The organism is Bacillus sp. sid0103, assembly GCF_019219025.1.
Map to the genome: position 1 here is coordinate 23,612 of NZ_JAHUWN010000028.1, position 21,534 is coordinate 45,145.

Genomic DNA, 21,534 nt, shown 5'->3' on the forward strand with positions numbered 1-21,534 from the left:
ATCCACCTGCCTTCTAATCACGCATTTTGGGATCCAACGCATCACGTAATCCGTCTGCAACAAGGTTAAAGCATACCATGATTAATGCAATCATAATCGAAGGAATAATCATTTGATACGGAAAAGCAATCATTGATTTAAATCCTGCATTTACTAATGTTCCTAAAGATGCATGAGGTTCCTGTAATCCTAACCCGATAAAACTTAGAAATGCTTCAAAGAAAATTGCATTCGGGATGGAAAACATCGTATTAATAATAATTACACCAAACATATTTGGAATCATGTGTTTAAAAATAATAGAAGAATTTGATGCACCTAAGGTTTTAGCTGCCAAAACAAATTCTTGACCTTTAAATTTCAATACTTGCGCACGTACCACACGGGCCATACTTGTCCATCCGGTAATGGTTAAGGCAATAATAATTGGGATAATACCTGGTTTTAACACGAGAATCATTAAAACAACAACAATCAGGTTCGGTATACCAACTATTACCTCAATGACCCTCTGCATTACACTATCTATACGTCCACCTAGATAACCTGAGATGGCTCCATATGCAACCCCAATAGCCATGTCAATTAACGCAGCCATAAAAGCGATAAATAACGATACTTGTGTACCTTTCCAAACACGTGCAAATTGGTCTCGGCCTAAACCATCTGTACCAAACCAATAATAGGCATCCACCTTACGAACTTCATAAGCGTTATATTCGGTACCATCTCTTCTTGACAAGGTACCATCAAACGGAAGCCAGTGAACATCTTCTAAACCTTGTATTCGAGGTGGCAAATTATTATGTTTAGTGTTTTGTGTATCGTAGGAATATGGCGTAATCATTGGTCCAACAAATGCCATGATAATCATAATAACCAAGATTATCATACTGATTACAGCACCTTTATTTTTCCGGACTCTTAGCCATGAATCCTGCCAGAAATTTAAACTTGGTTTAGAAATTTTTTCACTTTTTGATGGATCAATATGGACAGGAGCAAACATATCCTTTGAAATAGTTATATCTTTGTTGCTCATTTAGTTTTCCCCCCCGATACACGAATACGTGGGTCGATGATTCCATAAAGAATATCAACAATCAAGATAACTACGATAAATAATACAGCAAATAATATATTAGTTCCCATAATAACGGGATAATCATTCATATTAATCGATTTAACGAACTGCTCACCGATTCCTGGGATTCCAAAAATTTGCTCAATAACAAGTGACCCTGTCATTAAGCTAACCGCCAATGGCCCTAAAACAGTTACAACAGGAATTAAGGCATTTCTCAAGGCATGCTTAAAGCTAATCTGCCAGCGGCTCGCACCTTTAGCTCTCGCCAAAGTAATATAATCAGACCCTAAAACCTCAACCATTTCAGTACGCATAAAACGCGCTGCAATTGAGATTGGAAACATCGCAAGTGCAATAGTAGGAAGGATCGTATACTCAGGTCCTTTCCATAACATTACTGGTAGCCAACCTAATTTCACCGAAATATAATATTGCATTAATCCAGCAAAAATAAATGATGGGATAGATTTACCAACTACTGCGATAAAAGTAGAACCGTAATCTATCCAAGTGTTTTGCTTTAGAGCAGCAACTACACCTAATAAGATACCTAAAATTGAACCTACAAGCATAGCTTGAAAACCTAATTGTGCAGAAGGTCCAAGACGATTAGCAATAAGTTCTGTCACAGGGGTATTATCAAATTGGAAGGAAACTCCTAAATCCCCTTTTGCCAAGCTCACCATATAGTTAAAATATTGAACAGGCAGTGGGTCATTCAAGCCATATTTATCCAGCAAAATATTTCGCTGAACTTCAGAAAGCTTTTCGAAGTTATTAAAAGGACTACCTGGAATTAGCTTCATGAGGAAAAAGGTAAGCGATGTTACGATAAAAAGTGTAATAATCATATAGCCAACACGTTTTAGTATATATTTGACCATGCCTACACCTCCTAATTAATTGAATTTTCGACATCTTACGACAATTCTCATACAGGTAAAAAGAGAGTATATTGGTAAATATACTCTCTTCTTATTTGATTAGTTATAGTTACTATTTTGTGATTTTAATCCACTGGTAACTATAGTCAGGACCAAATGCATGGTGAGCAAAACCTTGAACTTTAGGATTGATTAGTAAGTTAACTGAACGTTGGTAAAGTGGTGCGATTGCCGCATCATCTTCTAACAAGATTTTTTCTGCATCTTGTAGAGCTTTCCAACGATCTTGTGGCTTAGCTACAAGTTCTTCACTAGCTGATTTGATTAACTTATCAAATTCAGGATTGCCATAGCTCATGTGGTTTTGTCCGCCGCCAGTAACCCATAGATCCATGTATGTCATTGGGTCAGCGTAGTCAGGTCCCCAACCACCCATTAATAAATCATAATCTTCAGCATCTTCACGAGCGATACGAATTTTGAAAGGAACTGCTTCGATTGTAATTTTTAATCCAGGTAAGTTTTTCTCTAACTGATCTTTAATGAATGCGTCAGTTACTTTTGAAGTTTCAGTATCTTGACCTACATAAGTAAATTTAACTTCTTTAAGGCCAGTTTCTTTAAGACCTTGTTCCCAAAGCTTTTTAGCTTCTTCTTTGTTAGAGCTTAAGTAAGTTCCTGCAGTATCACGGAAATCCTTACCATCTAAGAATGAGAAACCTTTTGGTACAAGGAAATCAGCAGCGATTGATCCGTTTGCTAATACATCATCTACTAGCGCTTTTTTGTCTACAGATAGAGCAATTGCTTTACGGATATTAACATTCTTTAAAGCTGGGTTCTTTTCGTTCATTTTTAACCACCAGATAGATGGCTCTTGATAGCGAAGTAAATCTTTTTGTCCTTCAAATTGAGAAAGGATTGCAGCTTGTGCAAGCTTCGGTGTGATATCAGCTTCACCAGCAGTATATGCGTTTGCAGATGCTTGTGGATCTTTAGAAACGTTAAAGTTAATTTTCTCTAAAGTAACGTCCTTTGCATTTACATAATCAGCATTCTTTTCTAATACCCACTCAGTACCAGTAGGACCATCCCACTTAGTCATTTTAAATGGACCATTGTATAGTAGGTGTGTAGCATCTTTCGCATAGTTAGCGCCTTCCGCTTCAACAAACTTTTTGTTTTGTGGGAAGAACAATGGGAAAGTTAAGTAAGATTCGATGTATGGAAGCGGTCTTACTAATGTGATTTCCACAGTATAATCATCTAGAGCCTTAATACCTAAATCTTCAAGTTTTGCTTTACCAGCAACAATTTCAGATGCATTTTTGATTTTGCCTTCCATGAAGTATGCACCGTATGGAGCAGCAACTTTCGGATCAATTGCACGTTGCCATGCATACACAAAGTCATGTGCAGTTACAGGGTCACCATTAGACCATTTTGTATCTTGTTTTAATTTAATTGTAATAACAGATTTATCATCATTATAAGTTGGTGCTGCTTCAGCAACTCCAGGAATAACTTTTTGGTCTGGATCTAAACGATATAAACCTTCGTTTGTAGCATTTAACATTGTGAAGCTCAATACGTCTTGAGACATTACGCTGTCCATAGAAGGAATTTCTGCAGACTCAAGAACATTCAGAACTTGCTCATCTGCTAATGCAGTTTCTTTAGTTCCAGTGTTATTTTTGCCTTCATTTTCCTTGCCTTCATTCTTGTTTCCGCCTGAACATGCTGCTAGGAACATGCTAAGAACTAGTGATAGTACTAAAAGTAGTGAAAGTTTTGATTTCTTCACTAGTAGACCTCCCTTTTCTATTATTCTGAAAAATTACTACATTCTCTATTATACATATTTTCAACTAATTGTACATTATTTTTTTGAATTTTATTTACAGATTCGCAACAATCTTTACGTTACCATTACATTTTACTGTGATATAATTTAGACTTTTCCCGAATTTTTGTATAGTATAATTAGGTGAATCCCTAATAAATCAATCTTTTGGAGGTTATTTAGTGACTTATCTACTTAAGAAAAGACTCTTAATATTGTCGTTATCGCAACTTGCGATAATTTCTATTTCTTTCATTGCCTATCACAAAGTTTCCTTATTAAGCTATATCAACATATCTTTTTATTTTTCAGCAGTACTATTGTTAACCTCTTTACTCGTTTATACTATCCATTCAGGTTTCTATGATGTCATTTCGCGTTCATTTAGTTTTGCCTTTCAAAGAGGGCAAAATAAAAGACGATTTGATGAAATTCCCCCTCTATCAGAACTTGTCACATTCAATCATAAACCATTGGTCTTTTACGGGCTTATTATTGGACTGTTTATGGCAATTGCACTGGTCATATATTATTTTTAACTGACTTGAAATTAATTATTCGTTTCATTATAATAAGGTCAATTGTATAGTTACTTAAAAGGCAATGATAAAGAATAGTACGTATTTTCCTTCGTTTCAGAGAGTTTGTGGATGGTGAAAACAAACACGAATAAATACGGAATGGACTTTTGAGCCTCTGTCTGAACTGATATTATTGTGTATTATAAAGTAGGATTAGACGTAACCTTGCGTTAAAAGGGGTCCAAATTTTCTTTGAGATGATTTTGGGCATTGAGTGACTCTTATTGGAGTAATTTAGGGTGGTACCGCGAACCATTCGTCCCTATTCGTTTTTGGGGGATGAATGGTTTTTTTTATATATTTTTTAGGAGGAAGTTAATTATGAAAACGATTTTTTCTGGTATTCAGCCAAGCGGAACGATAACACTTGGCAATTATATCGGAGCAATGAAACAATTTGTGGAAATGCAAAACGAATACAATTGCTTTTTTTGTATTGTTGACCAGCATGCCATTACAGTTCCACAAGATCCTATAACATTACGGAAAAATATCCGAAGCCTAGCTGCATTGTATCTTGCAGTCGGAATTGATCCTAGCAAAGCTACTTTGTTTGTTCAGTCAGAGGTTCCAGCCCATGCTCAAGCAGGTTGGTTGATGCAATGTGTAGCTTATATAGGAGAATTAGAAAGAATGACTCAATTTAAGGATAAATCGACGGGAAAAGAGGCAGTTCAGGCTAGTTTATTAACCTATCCTCCCCTTATGGCAGCTGATATTCTTCTATATAACACGGATCTAGTCCCTGTAGGAGAAGATCAAAAGCAACATATGGAATTAACTCGTGACTTAGCTGAGCGATTTAATAAAAAATACAGTGACATATTAACCATACCTGAAATTAGTATTCCTAAGGTTGGTGCTAGAATTATGTCACTGCAAGAACCAACGAAGAAAATGAGCAAATCCGATCCAAATCTAAAAGCAAATATCACACCCTTGGATGATCCAAAGCAAATTGTCAAAAAGATTAAAAGTGCTGTTACCGATTCCGAAGGGATTGTTAAATTCGATAAAGAAAACAAGCCTGGTATATCAAACTTATTGTCGATTTATTCGATCTTGGGCGGAATGTCAATACCTGAAATTGAAGCAATGTATGAAGGAAAAGGGTATGGTGATTTTAAAAGCGACCTGGCCGATGTTGTTGTTAATGTCTTTAAACCAATTCAAGATAGGTACTATGAATTACTTGAATCATCAGAGCTTGACCGTATATTAGATGAGGGTGCCGAAAAAGCAAATCTAGTGGCTAATAAAACCCTTAAAAAAATGGAAAAAGCGATGGGCCTTGGCAGAAGAAAAAGGTAATAAAAAAAGCCTGTACCCAAAAGATATGTTGTTCATATCTTTTGAGTCAGGCTTTTAATTTACTTTTGGACCGTGTTCCATTTCCCAAAGTTTCTCAAAAAACGGCTGTCCTTTTATAAGATTTTCACAAAATGTTTCATGTCTCTTCGACCAGCCATCCTTTGTTTCCTCAAATAACTGTTCCCAAGCTGCTTCAAAATTTAATTCTTGAATCGTTGAATAATTCTCTGGACACCATTCAGTATACCAATACCTTACTTCTGCTTCATTACTCGATGAAAGTAATTGGTCAAGGGCCATAAATAACAGTTGTTTTAATTGACGTTCTTTTCTAGTTAAACCCCTCATCAATTCCGGTTCAGGTGAAAGAATGTGATAGTCCTTCAACTTTGGCTGCTCATAAAAGTGGTATTTATTCGCCTCATGTTGACCAATCATTTCATAAACCAACTGCTCTTGTCTTGGAATCAACCTACTTTTACGAATTGGGATATTATAGCCAATTGTGTCAATTGCCAAAATACCTATTCCATCTGTTACGACAAAGCAATAGTCAAGTTGAACTCTTTCATGGTTTTTTCTCAAATATGCCTTCTGATAAATATCATCTAGAAGCTGTTGAGGCAACTCTGACAAATCATTTTCAATGTAGTTAAACAAAATCGGTTCAACTTTCACTAATGGCACTTGGTCCAACAGTTCTACCCCATCATCCTTACGCCATTCATGAAAGTGACAAACATTATATCCGTTTTCTTCCCCTTCAAACCAATTTACCCATACATCATGAAGATACAACATTGTACAACCCCTCACTTCAAGAAACTGTTTGTAAATCAGTATGGGCAGACCTTAGTTAAATTATTCCTTTATATATATTTTGCTCCAATTCCATTTATGAACTTCGTTTATTTTTCCACTTCCTTTTATTATGTTGATTTCCGCTCCAGGCGCTTACGGTTCGCTGGCGGTCCGGGGAGACTCCCGCAGGAGTCTTCGCGCCTTCCACTGCAATCAACAGGGTGCCAAAATCAACAATAAGTTTTAACATAGCCAAAGCAAAAAAAAATCTACCATGTTAATGGCAGATTTTTATCGTTTTGATTTTGGATTAAAGGCATCCTTGAGGCCTTCTCCGATAAAGTTAATCGATAAGATGGTAATTGTGATTATTAATGCAGGCGGGACCCAGATCCATAGTTTAAATTGGAGAACATCGGGTTCGTTGGCGGAATTCAACATATTTCCCCAACTCGGAATTTCTTGAGGCACTCCAAAGCCAAGAAAACTTAAGCCTGTTTCAGCAACAATCATTGTAGCAAAGGTAATCGTCGCTTGAACAATAATTGTAGATAGTATATTTGGAAGTAAATGTTTAACGATTACTTTTGTTGGTGAACAACCAATAGAAATGGCTGCAGTAATATATTCATTTTCTTTTTCTGCAAGAATCTTACTACGGACAATTCGTGCAATCCCCCCCCAACTTAGTAAGCTAATCGTTCCAATTAAGACCCATAACCCGTTTACTTTTCCAAAAAGAATGGCATTTAAGACAATGACAAATACAAGAAAAGGAAAGTTTAAGATAAAATCAGTAAATCTCATTAATAAGCTATCAACAGCACCGCCAAAATATCCTGAAATAGAGCCGATTAACGTGCCAATTAAAATAACAAATAATGTACAACTTATCCCTACTAACAACGATATGCGCCCGCCATAAAGTAATCTTGTAAAGACATCGCGTCCTGACTTGTCCGTACCCAGCCAATGTTTACTAGATGGTTCTAACGACATTTGGCCTATGTTAATTCTGGTAATATCCGCAGTGGTAATATAAGGTGCAAGGATCGAAACTATAGTAACAACCAGTAAGAAGATAAGACTTGTCATTGCCAATTTATTTTTCATAAACTTTTTTCGGGCAATTGCAAAAGGAGATAAACTTTTTTTCGGGGGTGTTACTAAAACTTCTCTCTCATTTTGTGTTACTATTTGCATTTATTCTCGCCCCCTAATCTAGCCTAATTCTCGGATCTACAACACCATATAAAACATCAGCAATTAAGTTGCCTATTAGTGTTAAGAAAGAGAATAACATCGTCAACGTCAAAAGTACTGGATAATCCCGCGTCCCGACAGATTGCAGGAATAGTTGTCCAAGACCAGGATAAGTAAAAATGGTCTCGGTGATGATGGCGCCACTTATGATGGCAACGATATCAAAGCCTAAAAAGGTTATAAGTGGAATAATGGAGTTTCTTAAAATATGAACATTGTATATCTTTCTTTCGGGAGTGCCTTTTGCACGGGCTGTACGAACATAATCCTTACGGCTGTTTTCAATAATATCATTCCGTAAAAATTGGGTATAACTTGCTGTACTTAATAATCCAAGAACAACTGCTGGTAAAAATACATGATGGAACCGGCTTAACCACCATTCAAATGTTCCATCTGTTACACCAATATCTACTGAGCCATTTGAAGGAAACCATCCAAGTGTAAATGAAAAGAAAAAGATGGCGAATACCCCAGCAATAAAAGATGGTATGGCCAAACCTATGTAATTTAATCCTCCAATTAGGTTATCTGTTAAGGTATATGGCTTTCGCCCTGCATAGGACCCCATTAAAAATGCGAGGATATAGGTTATTAATATAGATGAAAAACCTAAAAGTATGGTGTTAGGGAGTCGTTCTCCAATAACCTCAGATACCTCTATTTTAAAACGTGTTGATTTCCCAAAATCCCCCTCCACGAAACCACTAATCCAACGGAAATACTGCTGAGGCAGCGGGTCGTTATAACCCAATTTCTCCCTCATTTCCGCGATATACTCTGGATTAGTATTTCTTGGATCAATTTCTCCACTTAACGAATCGCCCGGCATTAATTTTGCCAAGGTGAATACAACAATGGAGGTAAGGAGTAACATTGGAATCATTCCCAATATTCTTCGAAATGCATATTTCAACATGTGCATTCTCCTTGTCTAATAAGCTTTGGTAACAACAAGTTGTGTAGAACCAACACTCAACTTGTTCAAATGGGAGAAGTAAGCCTTCTCCCATTTGAAAGATTAAGTTGGTATTTTTAAGCTCTTGTATAATTCTTATTACAACTTAATAAAACCGTACCTATTGCTTAATCCACCATTCATTTGGACGATTCATACCAGAAACGTCAAATTTAACGTTCTGAACTCGTTTGCTTACAGCCATTGTTTCCTCTAGCTCCGCAATTGGTAGTGCAGGCAGATCTTGCATGAATAGTTTTTGCCATTGGACATATAGGTCCTTACGTTTCTCGTTATCTGTTCCAACTACTTTGATATCAAGTGCTTGATCTAGCAATTTATCGCTTTCAGCATTTACCCAGCGTGGATAGTTCCAAACTGCTTTTGATCCCCAAAGTGGTGTCGGATCTGGGTCTGAACCAGTTGACCAACCACCGAAGAATACTTCCATTGATTTATCAGCTTTATCAAGCATTTCGTAATAAAGGTTTACATCCGTCATAGTTAATTTCGTTTTTAAGCCAACCGCTTCCCAATATTGAGTCATTGCCTTGGCACGGGATTCAAATGTAGGGTTATCAGTGGCATAGTGGCTAAAGTTTACAACAAATTTCTTACCATTTGGATCTTCACGGAAGCCATCGCCATCTACATCTTTGTATCCTGCTTCATCTAATAATGCTTTAGCTTTTTCAGGATCATACTTGTATTGCTCTAATTCGTCATTAGGTGCCGCGATCCAATGATTTGTAGGGATTGGACGGTTTACTGGTTTACCAACTCCAAAGAAAAACGCCTTAACCCATTCTTCACGATTAATTGCATAATACATTGCTTCACGAAGCTTTTTCTCTTGGTATTTAGGTTCGTTCATGACGTTTTTCTCGCCATCCCAAGTACCTAATCTGAAACCAACATAGTAATAGCTTACGCCAGGATATGTTACTGCATTTACATTATCAAGTGCTTTCACTTGATCAATAATACTCGGATGGAAAGATGTCATATCAAGCGTTCCGTTTTTAAGTTCTCCAACAGAAAGAGATGGATCGATAACTTTAATAACAACTTTTTCGATATGTGGTTTGCCGCCAAAGTAATCATCAAAGCGTTCCATTTCAATGGATTCACCTGGGATAACTTTCGTTACTTTAAATGGTCCTAAACCAACAGGCTTTGTCCGAACTTGTTCAGATCCCATCATATCTTTCACTGCCATGCCTTTAAATTCAGTACGGTTCATAGGGTATGTCCAAAGATTATCCAGGTTGTTTACACGAGCTTTATCAAATGTAATTTGAATGTGGTAATCGTCAATAACTTTTATACCAGCGATTTCTTTCGCTTTTCCATCATGATAATCTTGTGCGCCCACGATATTTCTTACGTTATCAAAACGTGGACCATCATAATCCTTATCAGCAATAACTTTCAGTGCGAATTCCCAGTCTTTAACTGATAATTCATCGCCATTATGCCACTTGACGCCTTGTTTAATTTCAAAATCAAACACTTTATTGTCCGTCGTTTTCCATGAAGCGATATGCGGCTGTGCTTTTAAGTTTTCGTCATAATCAATTAGGTTTTCATCAAAAAAATCAATTACATATTGATCCGTTGCATTTCCATAGAAAGTGTAGTTAAACTTACCCTCAGGTGCAGAATCCAATGCATAAACTAGTGTTCCGCCATCTTGTGGTTTTTCGGATGTTTCACCAGACTTTCCATCATTTTCATTGTTCGATGTTCCTGCTTTTTCTCCGCCGCTGCAAGCCGCTAAAAAAGCGGATAGGACTAGCATTAATGCTGCTAACAGAAGCATACTTCTCTTCTTCATTTGTTTACCCCCCTATGATTTTTATTTTTCCCACTTATTTAATAAAGGTGGCAAGCTACTCGATGAGAGGGCTTCACCTCCTTTAGTACCGGCTTACTTTTAGAACATTCCTCCATTGCCATAGGGCAGCGCGGATGGAATGAGCAACCCGTTGGTGGATTGATTGGACTTGGCACATCCCCTTTTAGGATAATCCGCTCCTTTTTTATCCTTGGATCAGGCGATGGAATTGCAGAAATTAATGCTTGAGTATATGGATGGAGAGGCTCCGTGTATAAGCTGTCTTTATCCGCAACCTCAACCATATTCCCTAAGTACATGACACCAATTCGATCACTCATGTGTTTAACAACACTTAAGTCGTGGGCAATAAAAAGAAAAGTAAGGTTAAATTCTTCCTGTAAGTCTTTTAACAGGTTTAAAACCTGTGATTGAACGGAAACGTCTAGTGCTGAAACTGGTTCATCAGCAATAATTAGTTTCGGCTTTAGTGCAAGCGCTCTAGCAATTCCAATTCTTTGGCGCTGCCCCCCAGAAAACTCATGTGCATACTTATAATAAGCATCTGGCGGTAAACCTACTTTATTTAATAAATCCATGACTTCCTGTTTTAATTCAGCCTTCGTTTTTTTAGAAAAGGTATAAATAGGTTCTGCAATAATATCTCCGACCATTTGCATCGGATTCAAAGAAGCGTACGGATCCTGAAACACCATTTGCATATCTTTTCGAATCTCTCGCAGTGATCTGCCTGTTACTTTAGTAATGTCTTTCCCGTTAAAGAAAATCTGGCCTTCGGTTGGCTTTAATAGTCGAAGAATGGTTCTCCCTGCAGTTGATTTACCACAGCCGGATTCACCAACCAGTCCAAGTGTTTCTCCTCTTTTAATCTCAAATGAGATATTATCTACTGCTTTTACATTCCCAATCGTACGCTTTAAAAATCCGCCCTTAACTGGGTAATAGGTTTTAAGATTTTTAATCTCTAATAGATTTTCAGATTGCAAGGGAGATTGCCCTCCCTGTTTATGTATTGAAACAGTACTCATTAACTCACCCCTTCTTTCGGTTTACTTGTTTCATAGAGCAAGCAGGCAACTTCATGGCCATGTTCTACATCTTCAAGTAATGGGGTAATTGTAGTGCACTCGGGCATTGATTTAGGACATCGATTTGCAAAACGACAGCCTGTTTTCGGCATATTTATAAGTGATGGCACGATTCCCTTAATAGCACTTAACCGTTCTTCTTGTCCATCCATTTTCGGGATTGCACCTAAAAGTAAACTAGTATATGGATGTTTTGGATTGTGGAAAAGAGTATCAACATCAGTTCTTTCCACAATCCTTCCAGCGTACATCACCATTACTTCATCACACATTTCAGCTATTACACCTAAATCATGTGTGATTAAAATAACGGACATGTCATTTACAGCTTGAATTTCTTTTAGAAGTTCTAATATTTGAGCTTGAACCGTAACGTCAAGCGCAGTTGTTGGTTCATCCGCAATTAATAATTTAGGCTGACATGCGATGGCAATCGCAATCATAACCCGCTGTCTCATTCCTCCAGATAGTTGATGTGGATACTCATCAATTATTTTATCAGGTCTTGAAATGCCAACACTTTTTAATAGGGCGATCGACCTTTGCCTAGCCTCTTTCTTAGTAATTTTTAAATGATTAAAAAGGACCTCTTGTAGTTGATAGCCAATGGTAAAGACCGGATTTAATGAAGTCATCGGCTCTTGAAAAATCATCGAGACGTCTTTTCCGCGAATTCTATTGATTTGAGATTCTGACATTTTCTCAAGATTTACTCCATCAAATATAACCTCTCCTGCCTTAATTTTACCGCTTCCTTTAGGCAGTAACTTCATAATGGAGAGACTCATGACTGATTTGCCACAACCAGACTCCCCAACAATACCAACAATTTGCCTAGGCTTAACATTAAATGAAACATTTTCAACTGCATTATAATCAGTTCCCTCAATATCAAATGCAGTCTCTAAATTTTTGACTTCTAGCAGTGGTGCCTCTTTGTGCAGCGTTTTTTTTGTGCTCATAGTACACCCTCTAACTTTTTAAATTATTCTGTTTATTCAAACTATTTAATAAAAATTCTATTACGGAATTGTTACAAAAGCAATATTTTTTTAAAAAATTAAAAATATTTACTAAATTTTTTCTTTTTAAAACCCTAATTTTATTGGCTTTTTTCGAGGTAATTATTATAGATATCTAGGTATTTTTTTGCGGGATTCGAAAAAGATAGTTTCGTAGAATAATGATGGGATTCGTAATAATGTTTAACAATACTATATCCCATTGCATATCCGAGTAAATTAGGCAACCTTCCCTTCCCATACAGTAATTCATCGTGTACTCTTTCATTTTTTTTCTTGGCTAGTTGTTTTTTTATATATTTATCCCAAAACATAATGAGCTCCTTTTCACTATACATACGGCACCATGAAGCTAAATATTCCGAACCGCAATTTTTTAAAACAGCATATTCTGCTAGACCTTCAATGATAATGGAATCAAGCAAGGTATAGTCTTCCATTCTTTTATTTAACAGAGAAAGCCGGCAGACGTGATGGTATTCATGGACCAATAGTGCCTCTATTTCCTTCAAATCTTCACAATGCGAGAGAAAAAGAAACATTTTATCTGGGAACGAAACTCCCGCTTTACTCTTACCTTCTCTGAAAAAGAATCCGCCCGCTTGTGCTACAGGAAAGAGAAAAACAGGTATATCAGGGCCATTCCATTTTTCTTTATATTGATGAAAGAGTTGTTCTACTTGATCCCACGCATTTTGTTCCTTCATTCGATCATACATAATCCAAGCGGATCGAGACGGTCGGTACATCCCAAAATTCACTAATTGATTGTATATTTCCTTTGAAGTTTGCTTTTTAAAAAATGGTTCAAGTTTTTCACACATCTTAACCGGCCTTTCAAACTCATTCATTAACCATTGATCCGTTCGAATGATTCCCATAACTTCACCCCATTAACTTTAACCCTCTGAACAGTTTATGAAGGTAATAAAAAGTGGTTCATAGATAAAAATGATTAAAATGGCAAAAAAAAAAAAACGACCAGACATTAGTCTGGTCGATCAAAAGACTCATTCGTATTTTTTGAATACTATCGTTGCGTTGTGCCCGCCAAAGCCTAATGAATTACTCATCGCTGCTTTAATTTCCATTGGACGTGCTTTATTTGCTACATAATCTAAGTCGCATTCAGGATCTGGTGTTTCATAATTAATGGTTGGTGGAAGCATACTGTCTCTGATCGCTAAAACTGTAAAAATCGCTTCTACCCCGCCAGCGGCACCTAGAAGATGCCCTGTCATAGATTTTGTTGAGCTGATGGCTAATTTATAGGCGTGCTCACCGAATACTTCTTTAACGGCTAGGGTTTCAAACTTATCATTATATTCTGTGCTCGTACCATGGGCGTTAACATAATCAATTTCCTCAGGTTTTAGCCCTCCATCATTGATGGCCATTTTCATAGCACGAGCACCACCTTCACCACCAGGTGCTGGTGCAGTAATATGATAGGCATCACCCGTTGCCCCATAGCCGACAATTTCTGCGTAAATTTTTGCACCACGTGCTAAGGCATGTTCAAGTTCTTCTAACACAATAATCCCTGCACCTTCACCAATGACAAATCCATCACGGTTTTTATCGAACGGTCTGCTAGCCGTCTTAGGGTCTGGATTTGTGGAAAGGGCGGTATTTGCACAAAAGCCTGCGACAGACATTTTTGTAATCGGTGCTTCCGCTCCACCCGTTATCATTGCATCTGCATCGCCACGTTGTATTACTTTAAAGGCATCACCAATGGAATTTGTCCCTGTTGCGCAGGCAGTTACCGTACATGAATTGAAGCCCCTCGCACCTAATGTAATGGAAACTTGTCCAGTAGCCATATCAGGAATTAACATCGGTACAAAAAATGGGCTTACCCGCTTGTAGCCTCTGTTCTGAAATATTTCAAATTGCTGTTCAAAGGTTTCCATACCACCAATTCCTGAACCAATCCATACTCCAACACGATGGGAGTTATCTTCGTTAATCGTTAAATTCGCATCTTTCACTGCCATTAATGCAGATGCCACTGCAAATTGTGTAAACCGGTCCATTTTACGGGCATCTTTTCTATCCATAAAAGCTTCAGGATCAAAATCCGTTGATTCTGCGGCAACTTTTGCTGGATATTCATCTGCATTGACCCTCGTCAAAGGACCAATTCCAGATTTCCCTTCTAATATGTTTTTCCATGTTGTTTCGGCATCATTTCCAAGCGGCGTTACGGCACCGATGCCTGTCACTACAACCCTGCGATTTTCCATAATATCTATCTCCTTCATTTCTTAACTTTTTCAAAAATGTATCCTTTATTTTCCCCATTTGATGGCAATCGCACCCCAGGTTAGGCCTCCGCCAAAACCTACCATGACGATGATGTCATCATCTTTAATTCTTCCCTCTTCTAAATCTTCCACAATCGAAATTGGAATTGATGCAGCAGATGTATTACCATATTTATGAATGGTTTTTGACATTTTTTCAACAGGCAATTCTAATCTTTGTCTTGATGCTTCCATAATACGAATATTAGCCTGATGAGGAATTAAGAAATCGACATCGTCTTTAGATAATCCTGCTTTTTCGAGAACATTTATACAGCTCTCACCCATTTGCCTTACAGCAAATTTAAACACTTCGCGACCATTCATTATTATATATTCATCCTGGAACAAGTGTTTAGATCCAGTCCCATCAGCACCAAGTTCAAAGGAAAGAATCCCTCGATTTTCTGACACTGGACCGATAACTGTGGCTCCAGCCCCATCCCCAAATAATACCGCAGTATTACGGTCAGACCAGTCAGTAATTTTCGAAAGTTTTTCCACACCAACCACTAAGACATATTTATAAACTTCTGTTTCAATGAATTGCTTCCCGGTCACAATCCCATACATAAAACCTGCACAGGCTGCACTGACATCCATTGCAGCTGCCTTGGTTGCTCCCAGCCTTTCTTGAATTCTGCAGGCAACCGATGGAAAAGGAGTATCTGGAGTAACCGTTGCTACCAAAATTAAATCGATTTCATCAGCAGTAATACCTGCATCTTTTATAGCTTTTTGGGCTGCTTCAAAAGCCATATCCGAAGTATTGACGTCATCCGCAGCAATTCTTCTTTCTTCGATTCCTGTCATTGTACGAATCCATTCATCGGATGTATCCATGATCTTTTCTAAATCCTTATTGGTAACAATTTTTTCTGGTAAATATCTACCGATACCTACAATCCCTGCTTTCACACGTTCCATCTCCTTTATTTATGGAAAGATTCTCTATATCCTATTGTTTAATATCAATTCTTATGACTTGGTACTAATTTTATCAAATGGAACCCATTTTAAGCAACTGTTTCTTCTTCATTTTTATTCCTCCGCTAATGTACATACCTTTTATTCGTTTAATCATATTCTATCCTATGGAGTAATCTGAAAGGAGCCATATTAATCATGGGAGACAATAGTCAAAATCACCAGAAGAATCTTGAGCGTTTTAATGATTTCATGTTTGGTACACGTGGCGAACAACACCGAAAGGATTATCATTCCCAAGAATCTTCTACCAATTCATCCTCAATTGATTATGAAGAGATTTTAAGTTCAATTGATAAGATTATTGAATCAGTAGGTAGTTTAAAACCCGTCGTACAATCAGTATTAGGACAAATATTAAAAAAGAAATAAGCTCTCGAATCGAGAGCTTATTTCTTTTTAGATTTCTTTTTTCCCTTCAGCTACCCCAAGTTCATATGCTTCTTGCATGACCTTTGTAAAAAGATTCATAAACGGCTCGATTAACTCCATCGATAGTTCCACGCCAGCCTTGTCTAATTGTTCTTTAGCTTCAGGTAAGTATTTCATCGCGATCTGCATAAATTCTAACGTTTTATCTTGACTGTTCATATATACTCCTTCGTATGTCATTAGCTAAGGCTCTTTTCGTAAACTTTGTTTCTAGGCAATTTTCACATATGTTCTTACGAAAAAGTTGCCACGAAAGAACTAGTTAAACGGGTTGATGAACTTATACGAAAAACAACAATCTATGCGAAAATAGCCTTAACTAAAAGAATTCCTTTATTTCATCATCCCACTTCCAACATATTCTATACAAAAATCACGACCTTTTACAAACGATTTGCATACAATCGTTGCACTTGTTCCAATTGTTCTTGAATTGATTTCATCATTGGGGTTACTTTTTTAACCGCAATTGTTTTAATGTCAGAATTTAAAAGTAATGATTCAGCCCTATTTTTACTGACAAGATGTTCAGGAATATTTAGATAATCAGCACAGCTTGACCAATAATTGTTCCTTCCACTTTCAAGCAAATAACTGCCTGACTTTCCTTTTTCAATAATTTCTAAAATCGATTCCAATGCATCATTAATAAATAGGGCATCATCTGTCCATTCGCGCTCGTCATTTGTTATATTTATTTCTTGGTATTTTGAAACCATAACTTTTTGAAACAAAAAAGCAGACGATTGCCATGGACCATAAACTGCAGGCAGGTAAATAAACTGCGTATTTTTTCCTAACCCTTTTATTAAACTTAAGAATTCCTCTATTTCTTGACCCTTAAATGTCTTTGTAAGCATTTGAATAGGAAGAATAAAAACAGTATTGTTTACGTTCTTACTGTCCACCAAATATTCAATAATCCGCTTGGTTACTTTTTTATCCTGTAAGATATGTTCTTTTTTGCTCATAAAAAGGTCAAAGATTGATATGATTAGACAGGTATCATTCTCTTCTTTCTCTTGAAGAATTTCCCATTCGAATATTGATTGCTCTAACAAATTGGCATTCCGGCCCACCTCAAATCTTTTTTCTTCTAGAAATGATTGATTATCCGGTTCTTCTAAATGAACGCCAATAACTTCTACCCCTTTATTTAACAAACTTTTGCAAATATGAAAATTTACAAAGTCATACAAACCAAATAGATTTGCCTTGTCCATTAATCTTCCTCCCCACACTAACCTTAATGAATCCTATGCGCGTCACGAAGGAATTATTTCTTGTGGGGAGGATGAATCTTACAACACAGATTCATGGCTGTTAAAAAACTTTATCATTATGTTTCCTAGTTGTTGTTTCTTTTCTGGAAGAATAAACGTTGGATTTATTTCTAAACCACTAAAAAGTTTGTGAAACAATTTAGATTGGTTATACGATTTTCCTCCGGATAGAACATGGATTATTTTAACGGAACAATCAAATGGATGATTTATCGATTCTTCCATACTAATAATTGTATTTTCCAGTACCTTCTGATCCATTTGATGCGCTAATGCTAATTCTCTCAGTAACTTTTTATAAAAAAATTTATGTTCCTTTTCTTGTTCAAGATGATTTTTTAAGGATAGAATCGGATTTAGCAAAATGACCGATCTAACCCTGTCTTTCATTTTGTCCATTAATTTTAATGCCACCAGTGCCCCCATACCTTCAGCCAAAATATGAATTTTGTTATTAAGAATTTCGCTTCGTATTACATGCTGATATAACCGCTGAGCAAGTTCAACAGCATTGTCGCTCCCCCAGTTTCGCCCATAAAGATTTGAGGAAAAAATGGTGTACCCTTTTTCTTTCAATTTGTTGATAATGGCTAATTTACCTTCATTTTGTGTCCAAAAGCATTTACAGTCATCAACAAAATGCCTTTCATCTCCAATGATTAAGATCCCAAATCCTGTAGGCTTTTCTGGGTAATGAATAATATTCCATTGGGTATCCATCTGAAAATTGCGATTCTCCATCGATAAATCTCCTTTTCCATATTTCCTCACAGTATTGTATGCCGCCATATCAAAGATGAAAGGGATTTTGCCTATTTTTGGATGGGTCAATTGGAAATCAAACAAGTCTGCAATTAAAATAAAACCACTAATTAACCCCATGCTACAACTTACCATTGGTCGAAGTTTCACTTTATCATTTCAGAATCATATGATAATATTAATAAAGATGTAAAATAGGTTGTTAGAGGTGAAGAATGATGCGATTTTTTTGGACCCTTTTCTGGTCATTTCTATTAGTGCAAATGCTTACATATGTAGTGAGCTCAATGACTTCAGGTGCTGAATATGATTTCGTTACTGGTACTATTGCTGCAGTTGGGGTAACGATTTTGATTTACGTTATCACTGCATTGATTCCAAACGAGCCCGTCTCAAAACATTAAAAAAAGGTCATCCTAGCGGATGACCTTTTTTATTGGGTTCATCAATTGACAACTAAAGAAATTTCCCCATTGTTAATACCTATCTCTACTTTTGATTGATCGTGTAGTTTGCCAGCAATAATTTCACGGGCAAGTTTGGTCTCAATATTTCTTTGGATAAATCGTTTTAAAGGTCTAGCTCCATAAATAGGATCGAATCCATTTGCAGCAATAAATTCTTTTGCATCCTCATGGATGATAATATCTATTTGTTGATGTTTTAAACGATTTTGCAATTCTCTCATCATTTTTGCAACAATATTCTTTATCTCATCTAATGATAATGGCTTAAAGAGGATCGTCTCGTCTATTCGATTTAAAAATTCTGGACGGAAATGAGCCCTTAATTGACTCATCACTTTTTCCCGAACGGTATCAGCGATTTCAATTTCTGTCTCACTTCGTTCAAGTAAAAATTGGGAACCAATATTGGATGTCATAATAATAACCGTATTTTTAAAGTCGACTACGCGCCCTTGTGAATCTGTAATTCTTCCGTCATCAAGGGCCTGTAGAAGAATATTAAAGACCTCAGGATGTGCTTTTTCTATTTCGTCCATTAAGATTACCGAATATGGTTTTCTCCTAACTGCTTCGGTTAATTGTCCGCCCTCTTCATAGCCAACATATCCAGGAGGGGCACCAATTAACCGGGAAACAGCATGCTTTTCCATATATTCTGACATATCAATACGGATGATATGTTCTTCACTGTCAAATAAAGATTCCGCCAATGCTTTTGCTAACTCTGTTTTCCCAACACCAGTTGGCCCCAAAAATAAAAACGATCCAATCGGTCGGTTAGGGTCTTTAATTCCAGCGCGAGCCCTTAGAACTGCATCTGCCACTAGATTTACAGCTTCATTCTGGCCGATTACTCTTTCATGCAGGATCGATTCCAATTTTAGCAACTTCTCGCGTTCACCTTCGACTAGTTTCGATAACGGTATACCCGTCCACCTGGATACGATGTTGGATATTTCTTCCCCCGTTACTTCTTCGCGCAGTAATCTTTCATCCTTAGCGGTAGCTGTTTCGAGTTCTTTCAGCTCTTTTTCTGCTAACGGAATTTGACCATGTCGAAGTTCTGCAGCACGGTTTAAATCGTATTTATCCTCTGCTTGTTGAAGTTCCCAGCGAAGTTTCTCTAATTGCTCTCTTTTCTCCTGCAAGATTTGAATACTATGTTTCTCATGGAGCCATTTTGCTTTCATTTCATTGGCCGTTTCTTTAAGTTCAGCAAGCTCTTTTAGCAGTGCTTCCAATCGTAACCTGCTTCCTTCATCCGTCTCCTTACTTAGTGCAGCTTCCTCAATTTCTAGCTGCATAACCCTGCGTGTTACTTCATCTAATTCTGTTGGCATAGAATCGATTTCAGTACGGATTAGTGCACATGCTTCGTCGACGAGATCAATTGCTTTATCTGGCAAGAATCGATCAGTGATATAACGATCAGATAATGTTGCTGCCGCTACTAAAGCATGATCATGAATTTTAACACCATGGTGAACTTCATATCTCTCTTTTAAGCCTCTTAAAATTGAAATGGTATCTTCAACATTTGGTTCTCGGACGAGTACTTGCTGAAATCTACGTTCAAGTGCAGGATCTTTCTCGATATATTTTCGATGTTCATCAAGTGTCGTTGCACCAATACAATGAAGTTCACCTCGTGCAAGCATTGGTTTTAACATATTCCCTGCATCCATCGCACCTTCTGTTTTCCCAGCGCCTACTATTGTATGAATTTCATCAATAAATAATAAAATCCTTCCTTCACTCTTTTTAACCTCATTTAAAACTGCCTTTAGTCGTTCTTCAAACTCACCTCTAAATTTGGCACCAGCAATTAACGCACTCATATCTAATGAAAAAATGGTTTTATCTTTTAAACCTTCTGGAACATCTTTTCTAACAATTCTTTGTGCCAGCCCCTCAACAATAGCTGTTTTCCCCACACCCGGTTCCCCGATTAACACGGGATTATTCTTTGTTTTTCTTGATAAAATTCGAATGACATTTCGAATTTCAGAATCACGTCCAATAACAGGATCCATTTTTCCTGCTCTAACCTCTGCTACAAGATCCCGTCCATATTTTTTTAGGGCATCGTAGCCTGCTTCGGGATTTTGTGATGTCACCCTTTGGTTCCCCCTTATATCTTTAATAGCTTGTAAAACATCCTCTGGTTGTTTCTCAACCAGTCGTAATATCTTTCTCACTTCTGAGTCATCAGAATAAACTGCAGCTAATAGAATATGCTCGACTGATAAATACTCATCCGAAAATTTCTTCGCATACTCTTCTGCCTTAACAAGTAATTTTTGCAGTTTAGCTGTAATATATAGCTTTCCTTGTTCCGCTCCACTACCGGTGACCACGGGTATTTTAGCCAGGGATTCCAGTAGTTCCCTTATTGTTCTTTCAGAAGATACACCCGTTCTTTCTAATATGGCTGAAATGAGGCTATCTTCTTGTCCCATTAACGAAATAAATAAATGTGCTTCATCAATCTCTTGATGATTTTTTGTTACAGCTAATGATTGAGCATCCATCAATCCTTTCTGTAAACGTTCTGTCATTCGGTTCATATCCATCTTTCAAACACCCTCTTTGACCAAT

The 21,534-nt window shown here is 37.1% G+C and carries 21 protein-coding genes and 1 other annotated feature; of the genes, 4 read left to right on the forward strand and 17 right to left on the reverse strand.

Annotated elements, in window-relative coordinates; genetic code table 11:
* Window positions 1–13 precede the first annotated feature (13 nt).
* From opp3C to KW850_RS25185, 3 genes are all read right to left on the reverse strand, one after another.
* The gene (gene opp3C / locus KW850_RS25175; protein WP_218350507.1) at window positions 14–1,042 is read right to left on the reverse strand and encodes an oligopeptide ABC transporter permease; all 1,029 of its coding nucleotides are present in this window, start codon (window positions 1,040–1,042) and stop codon (window positions 14–16) included.
* Complete coding sequence (opp3b, locus tag KW850_RS25180; protein ID WP_218350508.1) at window positions 1,039–1,971, reverse strand: oligopeptide ABC transporter permease; 933 nt, start codon at window positions 1,969–1,971, stop codon at window positions 1,039–1,041. The genes opp3C and opp3b overlap by 4 nt, the downstream gene beginning before the upstream one ends.
* A 112-nt stretch (window positions 1,972–2,083) precedes the next feature.
* Window positions 2,084–3,775 carry a peptide ABC transporter substrate-binding protein gene (locus KW850_RS25185; protein WP_218350509.1) on the reverse strand — a complete coding sequence of 564 codons (1,692 nt, stop codon included), beginning with the start codon at window positions 3,773–3,775 and terminating at the stop codon, window positions 2,084–2,086.
* 221 nt (window positions 3,776–3,996) lie between these two features.
* Here KW850_RS25185 and KW850_RS25190 point away from each other — a divergent pair, with 221 nt between their 5' ends.
* Both KW850_RS25190 and trpS read left to right on the forward strand, forming a co-directional pair.
* Window positions 3,997–4,353 carry a DUF3899 domain-containing protein gene (locus KW850_RS25190; RefSeq protein ID WP_218350510.1) on the forward strand — a complete coding sequence of 119 codons (357 nt, stop codon included), beginning with the start codon at window positions 3,997–3,999 and terminating at the stop codon, window positions 4,351–4,353.
* Window positions 4,354–4,408: 55 nt separating this feature from the next.
* Window positions 4,409–4,662: a binding site (T-box leader), on the forward strand.
* Window positions 4,663–4,713: 51 nt separating this feature from the next.
* Window positions 4,714–5,706 (forward strand): tryptophan--tRNA ligase, encoded by a 993-nt coding sequence (trpS, locus tag KW850_RS25195; RefSeq protein ID WP_218350565.1) that lies wholly within the window; start codon window positions 4,714–4,716, stop codon window positions 5,704–5,706.
* 54 nt (window positions 5,707–5,760) lie between these two features.
* On the opposite strand, the gene KW850_RS25200 is transcribed toward trpS, so the two are convergent.
* The 10 genes from KW850_RS25200 to KW850_RS25245 form a co-directional block, all read right to left on the reverse strand.
* Window positions 5,761–6,507, reverse strand: coding sequence for a YjbA family protein (locus KW850_RS25200; protein ID WP_218350511.1), 747 nt, complete (start codon window positions 6,505–6,507; stop codon window positions 5,761–5,763).
* A 94-nt stretch (window positions 6,508–6,601) separates the two neighbouring features.
* Entirely contained in the window at window positions 6,602–6,763 is a 162-nt protein-coding gene (locus tag KW850_RS25205; protein ID WP_218350512.1) for a hypothetical protein, read from the reverse strand.
* Between the two features lie 35 nt (window positions 6,764–6,798).
* The gene (gene opp4C / locus KW850_RS25210; RefSeq protein WP_218350513.1) at window positions 6,799–7,710 is read right to left on the reverse strand and encodes an oligopeptide ABC transporter permease; all 912 of its coding nucleotides are present in this window, start codon (window positions 7,708–7,710) and stop codon (window positions 6,799–6,801) included.
* A gap of 13 nt (window positions 7,711–7,723) precedes the next feature.
* Window positions 7,724–8,689, reverse strand: a complete 966-nt coding sequence (gene opp4B, locus KW850_RS25215) for an oligopeptide ABC transporter permease (protein WP_218350514.1) — start codon at window positions 8,687–8,689, stop codon at window positions 7,724–7,726.
* Window positions 8,690–8,849: 160 nt separating this feature from the next.
* A complete protein-coding gene (gene opp4A, locus KW850_RS25220; protein ID WP_218350515.1) occupies window positions 8,850–10,565 on the reverse strand; it encodes an oligopeptide ABC transporter substrate-binding protein in 1,716 nt (571 codons plus the stop codon).
* A 38-nt stretch (window positions 10,566–10,603) separates the two neighbouring features.
* Complete coding sequence (locus KW850_RS25225; protein WP_218350516.1) at window positions 10,604–11,614, reverse strand: ABC transporter ATP-binding protein; 1,011 nt, start codon at window positions 11,612–11,614, stop codon at window positions 10,604–10,606.
* The gene (locus KW850_RS25230) at window positions 11,614–12,636 is read right to left on the reverse strand and encodes an ABC transporter ATP-binding protein (RefSeq protein ID WP_218350517.1); all 1,023 of its coding nucleotides are present in this window, start codon (window positions 12,634–12,636) and stop codon (window positions 11,614–11,616) included. Before KW850_RS25230 ends, KW850_RS25225 begins: the two co-directional genes overlap by 1 nt.
* A 140-nt stretch (window positions 12,637–12,776) precedes the next feature.
* A complete protein-coding gene (locus tag KW850_RS25235; RefSeq protein WP_218350518.1) occupies window positions 12,777–13,577 on the reverse strand; it encodes a DUF2268 domain-containing putative Zn-dependent protease in 801 nt (266 codons plus the stop codon).
* A gap of 129 nt (window positions 13,578–13,706) precedes the next feature.
* Window positions 13,707–14,945 carry a beta-ketoacyl-ACP synthase II gene (fabF, locus tag KW850_RS25240; RefSeq protein WP_218350519.1) on the reverse strand — a complete coding sequence of 413 codons (1,239 nt, stop codon included), beginning with the start codon at window positions 14,943–14,945 and terminating at the stop codon, window positions 13,707–13,709.
* Window positions 14,946–14,990: 45 nt separating this feature from the next.
* Window positions 14,991–15,923, reverse strand: a complete 933-nt coding sequence (locus KW850_RS25245) for a beta-ketoacyl-ACP synthase III (RefSeq protein ID WP_218350520.1) — start codon at window positions 15,921–15,923, stop codon at window positions 14,991–14,993.
* Between the two features lie 207 nt (window positions 15,924–16,130).
* On the opposite strand from KW850_RS25245, the gene KW850_RS25250 reads away from it, so the two are divergent.
* Entirely contained in the window at window positions 16,131–16,364 is a 234-nt protein-coding gene (locus tag KW850_RS25250) for a hypothetical protein (RefSeq protein WP_218350521.1), read from the forward strand.
* A gap of 27 nt (window positions 16,365–16,391) precedes the next feature.
* Here KW850_RS25250 and KW850_RS25255 read toward each other — a convergent pair whose 3' ends face one another.
* The 3 genes from KW850_RS25255 to KW850_RS25265 all read right to left on the reverse strand — a co-directional run bounded on the left by KW850_RS25255 (window position 16,392) and on the right by KW850_RS25265 (window position 18,448).
* A complete protein-coding gene (locus KW850_RS25255; RefSeq protein WP_218350522.1) occupies window positions 16,392–16,583 on the reverse strand; it encodes a ComZ family protein in 192 nt (63 codons plus the stop codon).
* 224 nt (window positions 16,584–16,807) lie between these two features.
* Window positions 16,808–17,647 (reverse strand): hypothetical protein, encoded by an 840-nt coding sequence (locus tag KW850_RS25260; protein ID WP_218350523.1) that lies wholly within the window; start codon window positions 17,645–17,647, stop codon window positions 16,808–16,810.
* A gap of 78 nt (window positions 17,648–17,725) precedes the next feature.
* Window positions 17,726–18,448 carry an alpha/beta fold hydrolase gene (locus KW850_RS25265; protein ID WP_218350566.1) on the reverse strand — a complete coding sequence of 241 codons (723 nt, stop codon included), beginning with the start codon at window positions 18,446–18,448 and terminating at the stop codon, window positions 17,726–17,728.
* 239 nt (window positions 18,449–18,687) lie between these two features.
* Here KW850_RS25265 and KW850_RS25270 point away from each other — a divergent pair, with 239 nt between their 5' ends.
* Window positions 18,688–18,873 (forward strand): YjzD family protein, encoded by a 186-nt coding sequence (locus tag KW850_RS25270; protein WP_218350567.1) that lies wholly within the window; start codon window positions 18,688–18,690, stop codon window positions 18,871–18,873.
* A gap of 41 nt (window positions 18,874–18,914) precedes the next feature.
* Here KW850_RS25270 and clpB read toward each other — a convergent pair whose 3' ends face one another.
* On the reverse strand, window positions 18,915–21,509 hold the full coding sequence (gene clpB / locus KW850_RS25275; RefSeq protein WP_218350524.1) for an ATP-dependent chaperone ClpB: 2,595 nt from the start codon (window positions 21,507–21,509) through the stop codon (window positions 18,915–18,917).
* Window positions 21,510–21,534 lie beyond the last annotated feature (25 nt).